This window comes from Granulicella tundricola MP5ACTX9, assembly GCF_000178975.2.
In the GTDB taxonomy this organism is placed as follows: Bacteria; Acidobacteriota; Terriglobia; order Terriglobales; family Acidobacteriaceae; genus Edaphobacter; species Edaphobacter tundricola.
Genome location: NC_015064.1, coordinates 3,914,631 through 3,933,588 on the forward strand (window position 1 = coordinate 3,914,631; position 18,958 = coordinate 3,933,588).

The window sequence follows — 18,958 nt, forward strand, 5'->3', positions numbered from 1 at the left end:
ACGGCCTAGACGGTGGGTTGGTCGGTGTGGGCGGGTTTTACGGGGAGGGAGACTTCGAAGGTGGTGCCGTGGTCGTCGCCTTCCGTCCGGCTCATGACTTTGATGGTGCCGCCGTGCTTGGTGACGATGGTGTCCGAGACCCAGAGGCCGAGACCGGTCCCGGTGCCTTCCTTGGTGGTGAAGAAGGGTTCGAAGATATGGGCGACGACGTTGGGCGGGATGCCGGAGCCGTTATCCGTGACGCGAAGGATGACGAGGTCGGTTAAGCCTTCTGCATCGGTTGAGGTGTCGGTGGAGACTGTGAGGCAGCCGTTCGTGGGGAGTGCGTCGTAGGCGTTGACGAGGAGGTTCGAGACGACCTGACGGACCTCGCCTTTGACGGCTGAGAGCTGCAAAGGGCCGGGATGGTAGTGGCGCTCAACGTGGATGTGCTTAGCGTCAAAGCGCTTGAGATAGATGTTGAGGGTATCGTCTACGGATTCGTTAAGATCGAAGAGGGCTGCACCGGTGAGCTCGCGGTAGAAACCGAGGGACTGGCGCGCGATGTGGGTGAGGCGGGAGAGCTCGCTGAGGGCCTCCTGGACGTAGCCCTTGAGGGTCGGGGTGATCTCCTCCGAAGTGTCGATGAGGTACATCAGGTTGGTGATGGCTTCGAGTGGATTGTTGATCTCATGGGCGATGGCTGCGGAGAGACGACCGGCGGCGGCGAGCTTTTCACTCTGGATGAGGGCCTTCTGGGCAGTCTGCTGGGCGGAGTAGAGGGCGGCGTTCTGAAGCGCGAGCGCGGCGCGATCGGCGAGATCTTCCGCGAGGCTGAGATTGGTTGGGCTGTAGTGGCGGTGATCGGGATCGAGGGTGAAGACCAGCGCGCCGAGCCGCATGCGGCCAACCTCAAGCGGCACGGCGATGGTGTATCGATTGAGGAAACGGGATTGGCCGTTGTCGATCACTTCTATGGCGACGGCGTGGAGATCGGCGGGCAGGCCGGGCGTGTCAGGCGGTGCAGTGCGGACATTATCGGTCGCGGCGTGGGCTCCAGCGCTGCGCTGCAGCACGATGAAGCAATGGTCCGCGAAACGCGGGACGAAGACCTCTTCTACGCAGTTGAAGACCTTCGCATAGTCAAGGGATTCAGAGAGACGGCTGCCGATTTCAGCCTGAAAACGCAGGGTCTTCTCCGAATCGTGCGAACGGATGAGGGCGTTGACGAGGGAGAGGAGCTCGGCCGGGTGGACGGGCTGGGCGACGTAGGCGTCGGCGCCGCCGGAGAGACCCTGTGCACGGAGGGTGGGGTCGGCGAAGCTGGCGGAGATCTGGAGGACGGGCATTGCTGCGGTGGCGGGGGAAGACTTGATGCGGCGGCAGACCTCGTATCCGGACATGTCCGGCAGCTTGACGTCAAGGATGACGGCGAGGATGCCGGGGTGCAGCTTCTGGAGGGCTTCCGTACCGGTGCCGGCTTCGATGACGGTGAAGCCTGCCTGCTCCAGGATGCGGCGCATGACGTAGCGCTGCTCTTCCGTGTCATCAACGTACAGGAGCTGGCGTTCTTTGGCCTGGATCATGATTTGCCTTCGTGCATGTTGTGCAAGCCTACCTGAAGCAAGGCGCGTTGCAGTTGGATGCTCTGTTCGTCCGGCGCGTCTGGATCGTCTGTGCCGCCCTGGGTTTTGCTGCCTTTGGGAATGAGGGTGAGATCGTAGGCTTCGAGCGAACGGGTCTCCTCAGGGCTGAGGGTTTTCGAGGTATGGAGGACGATGGGCAGGTCGGCTGTGGTGGGGTCCTGGCGGAGCTGGCGAACGACCTCAAAGCCGCTGAGGCCGGGCATGACGAGATCGAGAAAGAGGATGTGGGGGCGGTGACGTCGAATGGCGTCAAGCGCCTCCTGGCCGCTGCAGGCTTCCGTGATCTCAGCGGTGGTGTGGGCGGAGAGGCGTCGGCGGAGGAGATAACGGGCGACCTCGTCGTCGTCCGCCATGATGATGTGGCCTTGATCGAGATCGTTTACGGCAGAAGGTTCAGGTGCCGGCTCCGACACGAGGGCGGGGAGGCTGACCTCAAAGGTGGAACCCTGGCCGGGCTCCGAGGTGAAGTGGATGCGTCCGCCGAGAAGCTCTGCGAAGCTGCGGGAGAGCGGCAGGCCGAGGCCGCTGCCTTTCTGTTTGCCGTGGGCGGCCTGCTGCACATGCTCGACCTGGCCCCACTCCTGCATGACGATCTCGTGATGCTCCGGGGCGATGCCGATGCCGGTATCGACGACGGTGAAGGTGACCCAGTCCGGGGAGCCTTCGCGGGGACGGGCGCTGACGGTGACGGTGCCGTGCTCGGTGAACTTGAGGGCGTTGGAGATGAAGTTGCGCAGGATCTGCGCGAGCTTGCCCTCGTCGGTGTGGAGGCGGAGGGGCTCGCTGGGGATGTCGAAGAGGAGCTTGACGCTGGGGTTGGTGGCGAGGGGGCGGAACATGCCGCGGAGGCCGGCGTAGAGATCGGCCACGGTGAAGTACGTGAGGTTGGAGATGGCTTTGCCGGCTTCGACGCGGGCGAGATCGAGCAGATCGTTGACGAGCTCAGTCATGTTCTGGGCGGAACGCAGGATGAAGTTGACCTGCTTTTCCTGCTCCGTGCTGAGGGAGCCGTCCGAGTGCGAGAGCATGAGGCGGGAGAGCGAGACGATGGAGTTGAGGGGGGTGCGGAGCTCATGGGTGACGCCGGAGAGGAAGCGGGTTTTGAGCTCGGAGGCGTGCTGGACGGCGCGTGCGCGGTCCTCGAGTTCGGCGTAGAGGACGAGGACGCCACGGTTGGTTTCGGAGAGTTCTTCGTTGAGGATGTGAAGCTCGGACTCGCGGGCGCGGATCTCGTCGAGGAGGCGGATCAGCTCCTGGTTCTGGTCGATGAGAGCGGCTGACTGTAAGGCGCTGGGCTGGCCTACGGTATGGATGGCGAGCTGGGTGGAGAGCTCGGCGATGTCAGGCGCGCTGACGTTGCGGGGGAGGCGCTTGAGGAGCGAGACGGTGGTGCCTTTGGGGCTGGTTTCGACTTGGAGATCGTCAAGCAGGCGGCGGGAGCCGATGAGGCCGAGGCCCATGCCTGTCTGGGAGCGGTAGGCGCCGTTCCAGATCTGGTCGAGCTGGGGGATGCCCTTGCCGTTGTCCGCGACGACGATGCGGAAGGTTGGGCCGTCCGAGGTATTGATGTCGAGGAAGTACTCGACGCGGCCTCCGCCGGCGTACTCGAATGCGTTGCGTACGATCTCCGAGACGGCGGTGGCGATGCGGGTCTGGTCCTGGCGATCGAAGCGCAGGAGGGCGGCGATCTGCTTGGCGCGCTGGCGAGCGAGCAGGAAATCCATATCTCGGGCGACGCTGACTGAGAGGAGAGGGCGGGGGTTTGCAGTGCTAGCCATTGAGGACCGCCTGTGCTGACGACGCTCCGAGACGGGAGACCAAGACGGTGGCGTCGTCGCGTCCGCGGACGGCGTCTCGGTAGATCAGGCCGGCGATGGTCGCGGGAGACTTCTCTTCCAGGCGAGGGTACTGGCCGAAGCGCCACTTGGTGGCGATGCCGTCCGAGTGCATGATGAGCAGGGTTCCGGGGGTATAGGGGTAGCGGAACTCCTGGATCTTGCGCATGACGTGGCCTACGGTGCCGTTATTGGAGACGAGGGAGCGGTCGGTACCGTCGGGTGCGTGGAGGCTGCAACTGATATTGCCGACGCCGCAGCAGGTGGCGATATTTTCGCAGACGGAGACGAGCAGGATGGCAGCTCCACGGGTGGCGTGCATGGGGCCATGCATGCGGTTGATGAGGACGTCGAGGGCGAGGCCGGGCTCAGCGGCGAAGGCCGAGTGGGCGATGCTGACAGCCATGGCGGCGGCTTCCGAGGCGTGGAGGCCGTGGCCGAGGCCATCGACGACCATGTAGACCTGGCGATGCTCCTGGAAGGTGTGGGAGAGCGCGGGGAAGACGGCCCAGGAGTCTCCGCAAAGGGTCTCGCCTTCCAGGCTGGTGGAGAGGACTGCGGTTTGCCCGGGGAGGGATGGGTGCTGGGGTCCGACGATGGCGGAGAGGATGGTTCCTTTGCCGAGCTGGGTGTAGATATCGACGCCTGCGGCGAGGCGTCCTACGGCTCCGAGGCCGAAGCCGGGGGTTGTAGAGGTGGTGAAGCCGTCCGCCATGGCTCGTTCCACGTTGGCGATGCCGGGGCCGGAGTCGATGGCGATGATTTGGAGGGCGTCCGCCGTGGGCGTGGAGGAGAGATAGAGACGACCGTGGCCGGCGTGCTGCAGGATGTTGCCTGCGAGTTCTACTGCGACGAGTTCTGCACGGGCGATGATCTCCGCGCTGAGGCCTATGCGCTGACAGAGGGCTGCGGTGGTCCTGCGAGCCTCCGCGATGGCGGTCTCCTCGTCGACGGCTACGACCACGGATTGGGCTATCGGCTCCATTTGGTGATCGTGACCGTGGTCCCCTCTCCGAGCTTGGATGCAAGATCGAAGTCATCCATCAATCGGCGAGTTCCAGTGAGGCCAAGACCCATACCGTTGCCGGAGCTCCACCCGTCGGTGAGTGCGAGGTCGATGTTGGCGATGCCGGGCCCCTGGTCTTCGAAACGCAGGCGGACGCCGGTCTTCGGGTCTTGCAGGAGCTCAATGGCGACGGTGCCGCCGCCGCCGTAGTCGAGCGTGTTGCGCGCGATCTCACTGGCTGCGGTTACCAGCTTGGTCTGGTCTACGAGACCGAATTTTATGCCGAGGGCCGCCTTGCGTACCGCGGTTCGCACGAGGACGATATCTTCCGGCGTACGGATCGGGAGCAGGCTGGACGCAACCTCAGGCCGGCTGCTGTCCATCATCATCCAAAACCTCTTCCAGCTCCGGGGCGGGCTGTGAAAGCGCGGATTCCGCGCGAAGGATCTGCATGCCACGCTCCACATTCAACGCCGTGCGAATGCCAGGAAGCGAAAGGCCAAGCTCTACCAGGGTGATGGCTACTGCGGGCTGCATGCCGACGACGACAGTCTGCGCGTCGAGGACACGGCTCATGGCGGCGATGTTGCCGAGCATGCGGCCAATGAAGGAGTCGACAACCTCAAGGGCGGAGATATCGATGAGGACGCCGCGGCTGGCGTAACGCACGACCTGCTCCGTCAGGTCGTCCTGGAGGGTGATGGCGAGGCGGTCGTGCATGTCCACCTGGATGGTGATCAGGAGTAGATCCCCCATGCGGAGGATGGGTATGTGTTCCATGCAGATCCTCCCTATTTGGTGGACGTGGTGCGTTTGACGATGGTGTAGTTGGTGCGCTGGAGAGCAATCTTGAAGGCATCGGCGAGCGAGGCCTTGGTGATGACGTCGCCAAGCTCTACGCCGAGATGCACGATGGTCTGGGCGATCTGCGGACGGATGCCGGAGATGATGCACTCCGCGCCCATGAGACGGGCGGCGGTGACGGTCTTGAGGAGATGCTGGGCGGTGAGGGTGTCGACGGTGGGGACGCCGGTGATGTCAATGATGGCGATCTCACTGCCGGTGGCGACGATGCGCTCCAGGAGAGACTCCATGATGGTCTGGGCGCGGGAGCTATCGAGCGTGCCGATGATGGGCAGGGCGAGGACGCCGTCCCATAGCTTGACCACGGGTGTGGAGAGCTCCATCATCTCCTGCTGCTGGCGCAGGATGACGGACTCGCGGACCTTCTGGTGGGCCTCCGTGGTGAGGAGGCCGAGACCGTCGAGGAGGCTGGAGGCGAGGGTGAGCTCTTCGACCTGGGAGATGGGGTCGAGGTCCGTGGTGCGGATGTGAGCGAAGAGTGCGGGCTTGAACGAGAAGACGAACATCGCGGTCTCGGACGGGGAGAAGCCGAGCTGGGTGCGGCTGGCGGAGACGGTCTCCAGGAAGCGACGGAGAGGCTTGAAGGCAGGAGAGCTGAGGTCTGAGAAGCCGGTGTTCAGGGAGGTGTGTTCGCCGGCTTCGGTGACAGCTTGCTGGAAGAGCTCGAGGAATTCACGGGACTGGCTGCGGAGCTCTGCCTCGCTGATGCGGTTGCGGATGTTGGCGGTCTGAGACGGCTCGGCGAGCCATGCGTTCAGGAGTGCGGCTTCATGGGTGCGGAGAATGGCGGCGAGACTGCTTTTTGCCAAGGTGATTCCTCAATTCTGGTTGGGGTGAGGCTCCGGAGTCTGATCGCACGAGTCTCGCGGCTGTGTCTACCAACTGAATCTTAGCAAAGAAAACCGCCGCCGAGGGTAGCCCTGGGCGGCGGTTCTGGTTTGCTTTGTTGGGGTTAGAACTCGATACGGGCAGCGAGCTGCACGGCACGATTGGTGGGGGAGTTGGTATCGACGGTCAGGGTTCCATAGGAGCTTGTGCCGAAGGAGGTGAGAGGAGCATTCAGTGCGCTGTACACAAAATGCGTGTGGTTGGTCACGTTGAACATATCCGCTTCAAACGTCAGACGGGTGCCGTCATGAAGACCGCCGGTTGGGATGGGGAACGACCGGCGAATGCTCATGTCCAACTTATAGTTGGGCGGCTGGAACAGTCCGGAGTAAGGAGCCGTGCGAGCCGTCGTGTTGAACATGTACGTGGGAGAAGCTGCGGCGGAGAGAAATGCATTCGAGTCAAGATAGATGTTCTTGCTCAGGTTCGCAGCGGTGAACGGAAGCGTGCCAGCCTTGCGGCCGTTGCCGCTGTAGGCTGGGTTGAGGAACGGGGTGCAGGCGTTGGTGTTGGCAATTGCCGGGTTGGTGGGGCAGGAGTTCTGAATGATCGACAGCGGAGCCCCAGAGAAGGCCTGGAAGATGGTGGACAACTTGTACCCGCCGAAGAGAGCGCGGGTGATGAAGTGTCCGCCGCCCAGATCTCCCTTGCCGAACGGGAGGTCATACGCGCCGGTGATGACGAACTTGTGACGCTGATCGCCAAGCGAGAGGCTCTTATCCAGCGAACGAGCTGCATGGAATTTGCCGTCGGAGGCGAACTGCGCGGAAATGTCATAACCGGAGCGGAAGGTGCCGTTGTTGTCGATCGAACGCGACCAGGTGTAGTTGGTCATGAACGTCAGGCCGTGAGCAAGACGCTGCGTGAGATAGACCTGCAGGGCTTCATACCGGCTGTTGCCGACGAAACCGAAGGAGTCTGACACGCTGCTGTACTGAGGGAAGGGCTTCAAGGCCTGTGAGACAGCCGGATTTCCAATACCGCCGAAGGTTGCGTACGGAAGCGACTTGCCGACAGAGGCCAGGTCTGCCAGACCAGCGGCAGTGGAAGTCTTATCGTTCAGCTTGGTGTTGAGTGCGAGGTACTGCGGATCCAGAGCATTGGAAGCGGTACCGCGCGCGATGAGGGAGTCAGGCTGTAGGAAGTGACCCTGGGAACCGACATAGCTGATGGTAAGCGCCATGTTGCTGGTGATCTCACGCTGCAAGCCAAAGGACCAGTTGATGAACTGAGGAGCACGGCCGCCGTAGTAAGGGTCCGCGTACGTTGGGGTCTGTGGAGACTGCGTGCTGTTGGTGGTGTAGTAGGTGCCAAGCCCTGCATTGAGCGTGGGTGGCAGCGTGTAGCTAGGATAAGGATTGTCCAGTTTGTAGTAGGTGGTACCGGTCTGAGCGGCGGTAGGATCGACGACGGTGGTTGTCGGGGTAACGCTGAAACCCTCAAGCCCGGAACCCTGGCGAGAGGACGCGCTGCCGCCGTTGTCGTTGCCGTGGGTATAGATGATGGCGTAGCTGCCACGGAAGACGGTCTTGGGGTCAGGCGAGAAGGCCATGCCGATACGAGGGCCGAAGTTCTTGAGGTAGTCGTTGACCGGCTGATGGCAGTTACACGTTCCGACACCCGTACCGCCAAAGGCAATCGCGCCCTTGGTACCGGTGAGCGGGTTGATGGCGTTAGGATCGAGGAACGAGAAGCGGTCCTTCACTTCCTTATAGGTGGGGTAGTAGTCGTAGCGTAGACCGATATCCAGGGTGAGCTTGGAGTTGACCTTCCAGTTGTCCTGGATATAAGGCGAGATGGGACGGAAACGCGCACCCGTCTCAGGAACTGACGACTGAGTGAATGAGGCGGAGTTGGCCGCGCCGAGCATGAAGCTGGCATAGCCGATTCCGCTGGTCGTGACCTGCGTCGTCGAGCTAGGAGTGTAGCCGGCCGTCAGCGAGTTGCTGAAGGTGAGCTGCAGCGGGTTCACGCCGGTTGCATTGACGAGGTAGTTGTACTGAAGCCATGCAACCTCGCCACCGATGGTGAGTGAGTGCTTGCCGAGGTTCCACTGGACGTTATCGACGGCGACATAACCGGACGCGACGGGACGGTTGGAGGAGTAGCCTGCCCAACGGTTGATGTTGGTGTTTCCGCTGAAGGTGACGGTTGGGAAGGAGTCCGAGGCCTGGCCTGCGGGCAGTCCGGTGATGCCGTTGGCTGCGGCACCGAAGCCGTTGCCTTCATCTTGGTTGTAGCCTGGTCCGTCGTAGCGGCCGTAACCGTATTTGAACTGGTTGATGACCTTCGGGGTGAAGGTGTAGTCGTGCTCAAAGAGCAGCACCTTGGTCTTGGGTGCGAACTGCTGGGTGGAGATGTACGGTGGCGGCAGTCCGTTGGTGGTGGTGCCGGAGCTTACGACGACCGCCGAAGGAGCGGTGGTGGACTGGCGTCCGAAGGCAATGACGCCGGAGATGCTCTGTCGCTCACTGACGTGATAGTCAATGCGGTTGGCGGTGCTCCAGTTGTTTAGACCGGTGTGGTAGTTGACCACGTAGTTGTTAGCAAGGTCGCCCGTGGTGGGGATGGGCAGGTACTTCTCCAGATTGAGGGCAACCGGTGAGAGCCGTCCGGTGGGGATAACGTTGGCGGTCGGGATACCGTTCTTCACGCCCATGAACGGAGTGCGCTGATAGCAGGAAACCTTGGTGTTCGTGGGGCAGGCGGCGAAGAACTGCGTCGAGTTTGGATCGTAGATAGGGTTCGCGGCAGACTCGGTGAAGTCACCGGTGCGCTGGAGCAGGGTGGGGATCGTCTCCTGCTGCTGGGGAACCAGGCGAGAGTAGCGGTAGCCTTCATAACCACCGAAGACGAAGAGCTTGTCCTTGATGATGGGGAAGCCGAAGAAGGCGCCGTACTCATTCTGGTGCTCGACCGGCTTGGTGGCGGGGAGGTTGGGGCTGTACTTGGCGAGGAAGCCCCAGGTATCGAGCGCGGTGTTGCGGAAGTAGTCGTATACCACGCCATGAAGCTTGTTCGAGCCGCTCTTGACGACGTAGTTCTGAACGCCCTGGCCCTCATAAATGGCCGAGTAGCCGATAGTCTGCACCTGGAGCTGATCGATGGAATCAACAGCGAGGGAGGTCCATACGAAACGGGGATCGCCTTCTCCGGCGACCGAGGTAATGGGCACGCCGTTGATGTAGATGGAGGACGTCGCACCGCGGCTTCCGCCGCCGTTGACGATACCTGCGTTGGTGGTGAGGTTGCCGTTGCTGACGTTGGCCGAGACGCCGGGGAGCAGGGAGGCGAGGTCGGTGGCGCGGCGCTGGCCGCCGCCATCCTGGATGATGGGCAGGTTGGAGTACTGCTCCTGCTCAAGCGTGACGCCGAGGGTGGCGTTGGAGGTCTCGAGGGTGGGCGGCGCGTCGGTGACGGTGATCGTCTCGCTGACGTCACCGGTCTGGAGCTGGGCGTTGACGCCGAAGGTCTGGAGGGCGTCGACCTGAATGTTCTGCTGGACAAAGCTCTTGAATCCGGCGAGCGTCACCGTGACGGTGTACTTGCCGGGATCGAGCGAGACCTCGTAGTCACCGGCACTGGTGGAGACGAGCGTCTGTTTGGTGTTGGTGGCGATGTTGGTGACGACGATGGTGGCGCCAGGAACTGCCGCGCCGGTTGAGTCTGTCACTGAGCCGCGGAGCGCGCCCTTACCAGCAAGCTGGGCGCTGGCGACTGCGGTGATCATCAATGCCACGGCGGCGACGGCGAGGAAGAGGCCATGGATGCGGCGCGTGCGGCGGGGCGCACGGGGGTTCTGCGGATTGAAAGAATCTAACGTCATCTTGATGCCTCACGAATGGTGATGAATGGAACGAATTGCCATGGCGCATAGGAGTTGCGCTCTCATTGTTGGGCCCGTAAAGGTCTGACCACTGAGTGCGTTTGCAACTTTCTGCTAAACGAATAACGCCTGTCAAGTAAATCCTTACGAATTTTTGCGGTCTGGATTGAAGTGGGGATAAATGATTGATTCTGGGAACAATCAGAGTTGAAACACGCTGTAGGACGGCTTACATGGCCACCACAGCAGCTCTGCTCTCGTGTAGGTTGGGGGCTTGAGGATGATGAGGCGGTCTGACCGATTAGGAGGATCGGGCGGTCGCGCTAAGCTTTAAAACGCAATTCCTCGTGAAGGCGCAGACCTTGGAGGCTGGCACAGCGGAGGAATCGGAAGGCTCAGGTGTGAGTTAGGCTTGGGTTTCGCGAAGAGCCAGTGGCTCCATCTTCTTGGAGGCGCGGCGCATGATCTCAACTTCAGCCGGGGCGAACATATCCGGGTGGATACCGCCTACCGCGACAAAACCCGGCTCGTCACCGAGCGCCATGGAGATCTGATTCCAGCGCAGGAAGGGCGAGGTCGTCGGAAGGACGATCATGCGGCGCTTGGGTTCTGGTAGTGCGAAGTAGGTCATCCAGGTGGAGATGACGATGCAGAACATGATGCTGTTGATGAGATTGAAGGTCGAACTCATCGACGGGGCTTGCGATATCCACGCGGAACCAATGAGATTCATGGATGCCAGGATGCCCAGACCCAGGCTCACACCGAAGATCTTGCTTTTGAAGGAGAGACCCATTGGGCGGATGGCGAGAGCGACGAAGAGCAGCAGGCATAGGGTGAGAATGCTTTGAGTCTGCTGCAACTGAGTTACTGCCCGCACAAGGAATCCGTGACTTGAGACATTGGGACCGAAGGCCATGCCGATCGCGACCGCAACGGCGATTGCCGTTGCCCAGCGGAACATCACCATGCCTAAGGTCTGGAGGCCACGCAGAGGGGCCATCGCCAGCTTGTAGACGTCGTAGACCATTCCGAGGCCCAACATGGCCTCAATGGCATAGCTGATCCAGTAAACGAAGAAATAAGAGAGGTAGGAAGCGTGGATGGATATGCGTCCACCAAGACGATGAAGGAGTGGAAGCATGATCACAATCGAAAGTATCCGGGTCAAAAGAAAGCCCGACAGATACTTGAAGTGAACAATCTGGCGACGGCGCTGCATAAGAATCAATGCAGCCAGACACGCGAGCGGCTCAACATAGCTGATGAGATCGATAATTGCAGTCTTCGTCAACGGAGCCCCTCCACGCCAACAGAATAACGCATGGAGGGGGTGGCGGCTAGAAGATTCTTTTACGGCAGGTGAGAGGGAAGGTTACTTTCCGCTGAATGCACCGATGCCGCAGCCGTTGGGATCATCGGGGGGGCAGGTGGGGACGGGCATCGCGCTGGTGCGGGAGGAGACGATGCTCTTGGAGGAGCTTGTGGTGTTGGCGTTGGCGGAAGCGACTGCACCGGTGACGAGGAGGGCGAGGGCGAGGGTACGGACGATCATCTTCATTGTGGGGCTCCTGTATGGTTCTAAAGTGGTATGGGGTTGTCGAAGTTGCTATCGACAAACTCAATAGACAAACCATAGAATGTAAAATGAGATAAGTCTATTGAAATGAGTTACATACGAAAATACTAACTAGCCTCTTATTACTGAGGTAACAATGAGGTTCATCCACGAAAGTAGGATTGCTTTCCCGTTTCGGGCTACCTCCAACAAACGATTGACCTTGACTGAGTCACCCGGCTCAGAGCGAATGGAAGCCATCATCACGAAGTAGGTCAGATGGTGGTTGGAACATTCTTACTTTGGCGCTATTTCGAGCTGCTTTTCCACAGATTTACACTTGTTCCTGCAATCCAAAACGAGACTTTTTTCGTGCGGAAGGCGATTTGGACCGCACTAGAGCCCAATCTGGGATAACAGAAGCCCATTCAGCGCCAGGATAATCACCACCACGATCCACCCTGCGATACGCGTTCGCGTCGAGCTGACGAAGGTCTCCATGACGGAGACACGGTTGGTCAGCAGGAGCAGCGGAATGAGGGCAAAGGGCAGGGCAAAGCTGAGCACAACCTGCGAGAGGACGAGGATCTTCAAAGGGTCCAGTCCGATGCCGATCACCAGCAGGGCGGGGATGATCGTGACCAGACGGCGAAGCAGGATTGGGAACTTGATGTCCAGGAAGCCTTCGATGATGACCTGCCCGGCCATCACGCCAACGGTTGACGACGAAAGACCGGAACACAGCAGCGCGACGGCAAAGATGATGGCCGCCGACCGGCCGAAGAGCGGTCCGAGCGTTCGGTAGGCGTCCTGAATGGTGGGTTGCAGATTTCCCGTGTGGGCGAAGGCGACGGCTGCCATCAGGATCATGGCGGAGTTGATCAACCAAGCTCCGTTCATTGCAAAGAAGACATCGATGAGCTCAAAGTGCAGAAATCGGCTGAGAATCTCCCTGGTTTCGCGGCTACGGGAAGCTTCTCCGGTCTGAGCCTGGACCCGAAGGTTCGACGGAACGTCCGAGCCAGTTAATTGCTTCAGGCGGGGCTGAACCAAGGCCGAATGGAGATAGACGACGTGCGGCATGACGGTTGCGCCGAGCATGGCGACGGCGGCATAGATGGAATCGTGCAGTGCCTTGGGGCTGGATCGGTCGAGTGACGGAAGGATCGTAGCCAGGAAGGCGCGGTGCCAGTCCGGATGGACCAGGACCACCTCAAAGCCGTAGCAGAGGCCGATGACGGCGACCAGTCCGATGATGCCGCGCTCCAGCCAGAGATGGCCGGCGAGTTCAAGAGCGAGAATCCCGAAGACGGCGACGGTGGTCACCAGGGCGGCGATGAGCAGCGTGGCCTGTGGGCTGAAGCCGTGCGCGTACAGCAAGGGGCCAAACAGGAGGTCGAGGCCGATGGCGGCTCCCAGGAACTCGGCCAGATCCGTGGCGATAGCGGCTATCTCGGCCGCTGCCCAGAGGCAGATCGTTGTTGGCCTGCTGAAGTATTTGCGGCAGTTCTGGGGAAGCGTGAGGCCGGTTACGATGCCGAGCTTGGCCGAGAGGTACTGGACCAGGATGGCCATGGCGTTCGACCACAGCAGCACCCAGAGAAGGCGATAGCCGAACTGAGTGCCGCCCTGTATGTTGGTGGCAAAGTTTCCGGGGTCGATGTAAGCGACCGACGCGACGAAGGCCGGGCCGAAGAACTTCCACATCTCGTGGCGGCGCGGGGTCGAAGCTGTGGAAGACTCATTCATAAATTAGGTATACCTAAACATTACTTAGGCTAACCTAAAATAAGGTTATGAACAAGCGCGTACATTCCGCAACGCATCCCCCTCGCCGGTCCAAAGAGAGGATCCGCGAGTCGGTGGACGATTATCTGAAGGCGATCTACACGCTGGGCGGAGAAGAGCAGCGGCAGGTGGGCAGCTCGGAACTGGCAGCGAGACTGTGTGTCGCACCTGCCTCCATCACCAATATGCTGCAGAAGCTGGCGGCCGAGGCGGACACGATGGTGGTATATGAACGCGGCTACGGGGTTCGGCTGTCTGGCTCCGGCCGACGGCGGGCGCTGGAGATCGTTCGCCATCATCGGCTGGTCGAGACTTTCCTGTATGAGGTGCTGCACTATCCGATCGAGGAGTTGCACGACGAGGCGGAGCGGCTGGAGCACTTTATCTCGGAGAGATTTGAGGAACGGGTCGCGGCCAAGCTTGGGAATCCGCAGACCGATCCACATGGCCACTGCATCCCGGCGCTCGACGGCACGATGCCGGATTTCCACGGCGTGACGTGCCGTTGCGGGCTTCCCGAACTCCAGTCACAGAGCAGTGCTAGCTTTTAGAGATGAAGATTCTGGTTTTTGGCGGTGGCGGAAGAGAGCACGCGCTCATCTGGGCGTTGCGGAAGAGCTCCCGCGTGAGCGAGATTGTGTGTGCTCCGGGGAATGGCGGGATTGCGGCTGTGGCGCGTTGCGTGCCTGCTGAGATGAACAACCTGGCTTCGATGCTGCAGGTTGTTGAGGCGGAGGTGCCGGATCTGGTGATCGTCGGACCGGAGGTACCGCTTGCGGAGGGCATCGTTGACGCGCTCGTGGACCGCGGCATCCGGGTCTTTGGTCCGACGAAGAAGGCCGCGCAACTGGAGACGAGCAAGGGTTTTGCCAAGGACTTCATGCAGCGCTGGGAGATTCCAACGGCAGCCTACGCGGTCTGCACCACGAAGGAGCAGGTCGAGCAGATTCTGGCGGCGGAAGGGTCAGGCTTTGGCGCGAGCGTCGTGGTTAAGGCCGATGGGCTGGCGGCTGGCAAGGGCGTTGTCATGTGCGACTCGCATGGCGAAGCGGTCAGCGCGGCAGCCGAGATGTTTTCGGGCGGCTTGCTGGGTGAGCGGGCCGAGAGCGTTGTGATCGAGGAGACGCTGACCGGCCCGGAGATCTCGTTCTTTGCCATCTGCGATGGCCGGAAGGCCGTAACCTTGGCCACGGCACAGGATCATAAGCGTATCGGCGAAGGCGACACGGGCCCGAATACGGGTGGCATGGGAGCTTACTCGACTGACGATCTAATTACGTCGGAGATGTCGGCGTGGCTGCTGGAGCATGTGGCGCAGCGGGTTGTCGACGGCATGGCAAAGGAGGGTTCGCCCTTCTCTGGCGTGCTGTTCTGCGGCATCATGTTGACGCCGGACGGGCCGAAGGTGCTGGAGTTCAACACGCGCTTTGGCGATCCGGAGACCGAGGCGATGATGCTGCGGCTGGAGACGGAGCTTCTGGACATCATCGAAGCTGCGGTGGATGGGCGGATCGACCAGATTGCCGTGCGGCTGAGGCCGGGAGCCTCTGCGTGCGTGATCGCGGCCAGCGGGGGGTACCCGGGCAAGATCGTTTCGGGCTACGCCATCCATGGGCTGGATCTGGTGAGGGGTGAGGTGCATGTCTTCCACGCGGGCACGGCGAAGAGCGAGGAAGAGATCGTTACAGCCGGAGGACGTGTTCTTGGGGTGTCGGCTGCGGGGAACGATCTCCGGGAGGCTCTGGGCCGTTGCTACGCCGCGCTGGAGGTTCTGCAGTTTGAAGGGATGCAGTTCCGCCGCGATATCGGCTGGCGGGCGTTGAAGGATCTGTCCCGCAGCTAGCGGGGCAGTTCCTTCTGCTGATCTCTTGCTATGGTGGCGGGCAGCAGGCCAGGGGTGGGTCGGCGACCGGTGTGGACCCAGGTCATCAGCTCGTCGAAGGTACGGCCCACCTCGTCCGCCGTAAAGGTGCAGTGACCGTCGCGATGGACGTACTGCTGGACGAGATTCTGTGAAAAGCCGGCGACGGCAACCTGCTCGGCGTACACAGTCAGCGTGCTGCCCGGAATACGGGGGTCATAGGTGGTGTGGAGTGCGACCATCGGCTTGTTCAGTCGGCCGGTGGGCGTGTAGTGGTGGAGCAGATACTCGCGAGCGTGGGGGTCTGCTGAGTAGCGCTTTACTCCGTCGTTGAGGGCGTTGTCGGTGGTTGTGGTGGACGGGTTCGTGCCGGTGTAGAGGAAGTTACGGTTGTCGAAGGCGTTGCCGCCAGCGCGGTGCTGGATGTCCCCGATCACGTAGGTGAAGTAAGGGATTGCGATGGCGACCTCGCGGTCTGTGTGCAGGCCCATCAGGTTACGCATGGCTGCGGCGGAGGCGGGCGCGGCGGTCAGCGCGGCTTCAATGCGCTGACGGAGTGCAGTACTCTCATGGAACTCGAGCGGGGTGATGACTACCGGCGGCAGCAGGCCCGGGAAGTAAAAGTCGAAGGCAGCGCGCCAGGCGAATCGGCGTTGAAAGGCAAGGTCCGTGGGGCCGACAGAGCCGCAGATATCCAGGCCGCCTACGTACGGCTTGGGGTTGAGTTCAAGCGTCGCCACCACCAGCGCGCCGCCCATGGAGCCGCCGGCGACGATGGTCTCCATGCTCTTGGCCGCGGCCTTGCCGGTGGCAGGCTGACCGTAGTGCTTGATGAAGTACTGGCGTAGCTGTTCGGTCTCGGGGTAGGCCTCGGCGAGGGCCCAGCCGGCGGTCGAATAGGCCGACTGGATGAGGGCGTAGCCGCGATCGTAGAGGGGTTGGGTCTGCTCGTTGAGCGGGGCCGTGGCTCGATACAGGAACACACCCTCCGAGTAGCCGTGGTAGTACACGACCAGCGAGTGGTTCCAGTTGCTGGGGATATCGATGCGGTAGGATGCGCCATTCAGGATGCCGGTCTCCGTCAGGCCGGTCGAGGTGTGAACGACCTCAGGCGGGCTGTCAGGCCGGTTTCGATCAGCAGCGGCAAAGGCCCGGACAGGCAAGGCGAGAGCGAGAACGCACAGCAGCAAGCGAGCAGATGTCTTCATGTTTATCCGAAGTAGCGGTGTGAGAGCGATTTTACGCTGATCGCCGCCCCTCGCTGAAATACGGCACTTAGCGGCCAAATCGATAGCTGACTCCGGTGGACAGGATGGGGTAGAAGCGCAGAGGGGCCAGGTCGTCTGAGAGCTCCTTGCGCTCTGCCACGATGTTGGCCTGGGTCTCGGGGTCGGTGTCGATGGAGCCGCAGCCGTCCGCGGAGCAGGCACTGCCGGTGAGGTTCAGGACAACGGTGGGCTCTGCGATGTACTGGAAGCCGACCTCGAACGGGAAGCTCCAATGCTTGTTGCTGCGGGGGATCATGTTGCCGAAGCCGACCGTGATGCGGGGGGCGACCTTGTTGCCGAATTTGAGGGCGGCGTTTCCGTGGATGGGGTTGGTGGGGTCTGAGGTGTAGTCGGTGTCGTTGAGGGTGATGGTCTGGCCGCCGGGACCAGGATGGTGGCGGCGATGTTGTTGTCGTTATAGAGGGTGATGCCGGAGCTGATGCGGAACGAGCCGTGGAATGGGTACCAGTCCACGCTGGCGGCGGCGTTGCGGAGCTTGAGGTTGCCGTCGATGGGGATGCCGTCGGTGGTGAAGTTGGTCTGGTAGCCGAAGAAGCTGGCGCCGGCGCGGAGGTTGAAGCGGGTGGAGAGGGGGGTGGCGACGTCGAAGCCGATGCCTGCGACGCCGATCTTGACCGCGACGGCGAGGCTGGAGAAGGGGCGGGTGTTGCGGAGGACGGTCGGTTCGGCTTGAAAATGGGCGGCTGCGCCGGTGCCGGGGGCTTCGGGCAGGTCGAGGGTGGCGATCGTCTGCTGGGCGGAGGCGGCGAGGGGGAGGGAGACGAGTGCGGCTAGGGCTAGCGTCTTCACGTTCACGACTGCTCCTGGTAGTTCTGGGTTGGCTGCGGATCGAGTGCTGAGTCAACGAGAGGAGGCAGGGTCGTGATCAAGGGTTCAGGTGAGGCTGTGGACTGCGATGCGAGCGGGGGCCGCTGGGTTTCTTCCTGCGGTGTGTTTCGCTTGCAGATGAGGGTATCCCCCACCCCCGGCGGTTTGTTCTAAAGTATTCATTCTATTCGGTTTAGGTCTGGACCAGGTTTGCAAAGCATTCATTCGCAAAGACTTAGGCGCAAAGTATTCATATCAAATGACTTATATGCCGAGTTGAGGAGATTTTCACCCTGATCTCCTGCTTTAATTGTACGCGTTTGGGGTGGGTGAATACCCCATCTTTATTTCCTTTGGAATGAAAGAGTTAGGTCGTTTTGGGGCTTGACACGTGAATTTGCTGGTGTTTTTGAGGGTGTTTTTGAAAGATTTCTTTCGGTTTGTTGGTGGGGCTTTCCTGATTTGGGAATGGTGGCCGATCTGTCCTATGAAGCTCCGACTGCGGTATCTGTGGGGTTCGGCACATTCCTGGGGTTGGAAGGGCGCGCGGACCTGAGCTTCTATCTGCGGGATTTTCTGGAGTGCCGGTGGCAGAAGAGCGAGAAGGCAACTTCGTCCGCATTCTTCTGGTTGGGTAATTTCGTCTAGTTCTGGAGTGATGGTCGGGAAGGCGTGAGGGGTGAGTGCCCCGAAGTTTTGAGGCTTGGAGAAGGTGGCTCGTTCACAGCGGTGGCTAAGACGCACTCACCAGGATGAGACTGTGATGAATGGGGCACCGGTTTGTGATGGTCCTGGGCGAAGACAATGAGTGGGTGCCCGCCGGGTCTTTCGGGTTTGTGGGGCGGAGGGAGACCTCGCCGCGCACGGTTCAGGTGGCTCTTGAGCCGAGCTGGACGGCTGGGTACTCGCCGAGTTCGTAGCGGGTTCCTCGGAGTGAAGCTTTGCCGATCGACTTTATGGCGCGGACGATGTCCGCGATCTCGCTGGGGCGTGATCGGATGGAGTGTGCCGTAGACGAAGATGAGGTCGGGCGAGGCTAGGCCCCGTTGATGTGAATGTACCCCGTAAGGCCGCCTCGTTGACAGCCGTTGTTAGGGCCACTCATTACCGTGAGACCATGATGAATGGGCACGGGCTTGTGCCTCATCGAGCAACGTGCGATGACCGGGCCACCGGTCCAATGATGAGTTTGCTGATGACTTAAAATGAGTGAACAGGCGGAGTTCGTTGGACAAATGAAATAATGTTCGATATAGGCAGATGACCACCCAGAGCGTAAGGTAGACCACAAGGAGGTCTTGGGGCTTGGATCGTTTAGGAGATGAGTACAAGATTCTTCAAGACAAAATCGACAAGATCGGTGCGTTCCGGGTAACGATCAAAGGATTTTCCGCCACCGCTCTAGGAGGTGGTCTTGTAGCTGTTTCGACGGGAAAAGGACCAAGTCCTATCACCATTACGCTCGCACTGAGTATTCTTCTAGGGAGCCTCTGCGCAGGCGGCCGATTTGACGATGTCGGTGTGTGACTTGAGTCGGCGGCCAAGTTTTTCTGCGGGGGGGCCGTGCTTTGCTTGTTCTGGCTGGGGTTTGTGCGGAGTCGAAGACTCATA

18 protein-coding genes are annotated in these 18,958 nt (G+C 60.9%); 5 read left to right on the forward strand and 13 right to left on the reverse strand.

The window, feature by feature from the left end:
• Nucleotides 1-5 precede the first annotated feature (5 nt).
• The 10 genes from ACIX9_RS24035 to ACIX9_RS17100 all read right to left on the reverse strand — a co-directional run bounded on the left by ACIX9_RS24035 (nt 6) and on the right by ACIX9_RS17100 (nt 13,351).
• Entirely contained in the window at nt 6-1,565 is a 1,560-nt protein-coding gene (locus tag ACIX9_RS24035; protein ID WP_013581738.1) for an ATP-binding protein, read from the reverse strand.
• A complete protein-coding gene (locus ACIX9_RS17060) occupies nt 1,562-3,403 on the reverse strand; it encodes an ATP-binding response regulator (RefSeq protein ID WP_013581739.1) in 1,842 nt (613 codons plus the stop codon). Before ACIX9_RS17060 ends, ACIX9_RS24035 begins: the two co-directional genes overlap by 4 nt.
• A complete protein-coding gene (locus ACIX9_RS17065) occupies nt 3,396-4,445 on the reverse strand; it encodes an ATP-binding protein (protein WP_013581740.1) in 1,050 nt (349 codons plus the stop codon). The genes ACIX9_RS17060 and ACIX9_RS17065 overlap by 8 nt, the downstream gene beginning before the upstream one ends.
• Nucleotides 4,433-4,855, reverse strand: a complete 423-nt coding sequence (locus ACIX9_RS17070; RefSeq protein WP_013581741.1) for an anti-sigma regulatory factor — start codon at nt 4,853-4,855, stop codon at nt 4,433-4,435. The genes ACIX9_RS17065 and ACIX9_RS17070 overlap by 13 nt, the downstream gene beginning before the upstream one ends.
• Nucleotides 4,830-5,246, reverse strand: a complete 417-nt coding sequence (locus tag ACIX9_RS17075) for an STAS domain-containing protein (protein ID WP_013581742.1) — start codon at nt 5,244-5,246, stop codon at nt 4,830-4,832. Before ACIX9_RS17075 ends, ACIX9_RS17070 begins: the two co-directional genes overlap by 26 nt.
• Before the next feature lie 11 nt (nt 5,247-5,257).
• Nucleotides 5,258-6,139, reverse strand: a complete 882-nt coding sequence (locus ACIX9_RS17080) for an STAS domain-containing protein (RefSeq protein WP_013581743.1) — start codon at nt 6,137-6,139, stop codon at nt 5,258-5,260.
• 143 nt (nt 6,140-6,282) lie between these two features.
• On the reverse strand, nt 6,283-10,044 hold the full coding sequence (locus ACIX9_RS17085) for a TonB-dependent receptor (protein ID WP_013581744.1): 3,762 nt from the start codon (nt 10,042-10,044) through the stop codon (nt 6,283-6,285).
• Nucleotides 10,045-10,450: 406 nt separating this feature from the next.
• Complete coding sequence (locus tag ACIX9_RS17090; RefSeq protein WP_013581745.1) at nt 10,451-11,338, reverse strand: hypothetical protein; 888 nt, start codon at nt 11,336-11,338, stop codon at nt 10,451-10,453.
• 81 nt (nt 11,339-11,419) lie between these two features.
• Nucleotides 11,420-11,605, reverse strand: coding sequence for a hypothetical protein (locus ACIX9_RS17095; RefSeq protein ID WP_013581746.1), 186 nt, complete (start codon nt 11,603-11,605; stop codon nt 11,420-11,422).
• A 393-nt stretch (nt 11,606-11,998) separates the two neighbouring features.
• Nucleotides 11,999-13,351, reverse strand: a complete 1,353-nt coding sequence (locus tag ACIX9_RS17100) for an Nramp family divalent metal transporter (RefSeq protein WP_013581749.1) — start codon at nt 13,349-13,351, stop codon at nt 11,999-12,001.
• 47 nt (nt 13,352-13,398) lie between these two features.
• Between ACIX9_RS17100 and ACIX9_RS17105 the strand changes: the two genes are divergently transcribed.
• Together ACIX9_RS17105 and purD are read left to right on the forward strand one after the other, a co-directional pair.
• Nucleotides 13,399-13,941, forward strand: a complete 543-nt coding sequence (locus ACIX9_RS17105) for a metal-dependent transcriptional regulator (protein ID WP_013581750.1) — start codon at nt 13,399-13,401, stop codon at nt 13,939-13,941.
• A gap of 2 nt (nt 13,942-13,943) precedes the next feature.
• On the forward strand, nt 13,944-15,233 hold the full coding sequence (gene purD / locus ACIX9_RS17110) for a phosphoribosylamine--glycine ligase (protein ID WP_013581751.1): 1,290 nt from the start codon (nt 13,944-13,946) through the stop codon (nt 15,231-15,233).
• Here the strand turns inward: purD and ACIX9_RS17115 are convergent.
• The 3 genes from ACIX9_RS17115 to ACIX9_RS24040 form a co-directional block, all read right to left on the reverse strand.
• Nucleotides 15,230-16,459 carry a hypothetical protein gene (locus ACIX9_RS17115; RefSeq protein ID WP_013581752.1) on the reverse strand — a complete coding sequence of 410 codons (1,230 nt, stop codon included), beginning with the start codon at nt 16,457-16,459 and terminating at the stop codon, nt 15,230-15,232. The two genes, purD and ACIX9_RS17115, sit on opposite strands and share 4 nt — an antisense overlap.
• Before the next feature lie 67 nt (nt 16,460-16,526).
• Nucleotides 16,527-16,775 (reverse strand): hypothetical protein, encoded by a 249-nt coding sequence (locus ACIX9_RS17120; protein WP_041597186.1) that lies wholly within the window; start codon nt 16,773-16,775, stop codon nt 16,527-16,529.
• Entirely contained in the window at nt 16,772-17,335 is a 564-nt protein-coding gene (locus ACIX9_RS24040; RefSeq protein WP_049789371.1) for a hypothetical protein, read from the reverse strand. The genes ACIX9_RS17120 and ACIX9_RS24040 overlap by 4 nt, the downstream gene beginning before the upstream one ends.
• Before the next feature lie 396 nt (nt 17,336-17,731).
• On the opposite strand from ACIX9_RS24040, the gene ACIX9_RS17130 reads away from it, so the two are divergent.
• The 3 genes from ACIX9_RS17130 (at nt 17,732) to ACIX9_RS25980 (ending at nt 18,874) form a co-directional block, all read left to right on the forward strand.
• On the forward strand, nt 17,732-17,995 hold the full coding sequence (locus ACIX9_RS17130; RefSeq protein ID WP_157477656.1) for a hypothetical protein: 264 nt from the start codon (nt 17,732-17,734) through the stop codon (nt 17,993-17,995).
• A 119-nt stretch (nt 17,996-18,114) separates the two neighbouring features.
• Nucleotides 18,115-18,267 (forward strand): hypothetical protein, encoded by a 153-nt coding sequence (locus ACIX9_RS25975; RefSeq protein ID WP_013581754.1) that lies wholly within the window; start codon nt 18,115-18,117, stop codon nt 18,265-18,267.
• 385 nt (nt 18,268-18,652) lie between these two features.
• The gene (locus ACIX9_RS25980; protein ID WP_157477658.1) at nt 18,653-18,874 is read left to right on the forward strand and encodes a hypothetical protein; all 222 of its coding nucleotides are present in this window, start codon (nt 18,653-18,655) and stop codon (nt 18,872-18,874) included.
• Nucleotides 18,875-18,958: the final 84 nt, after the last annotated feature.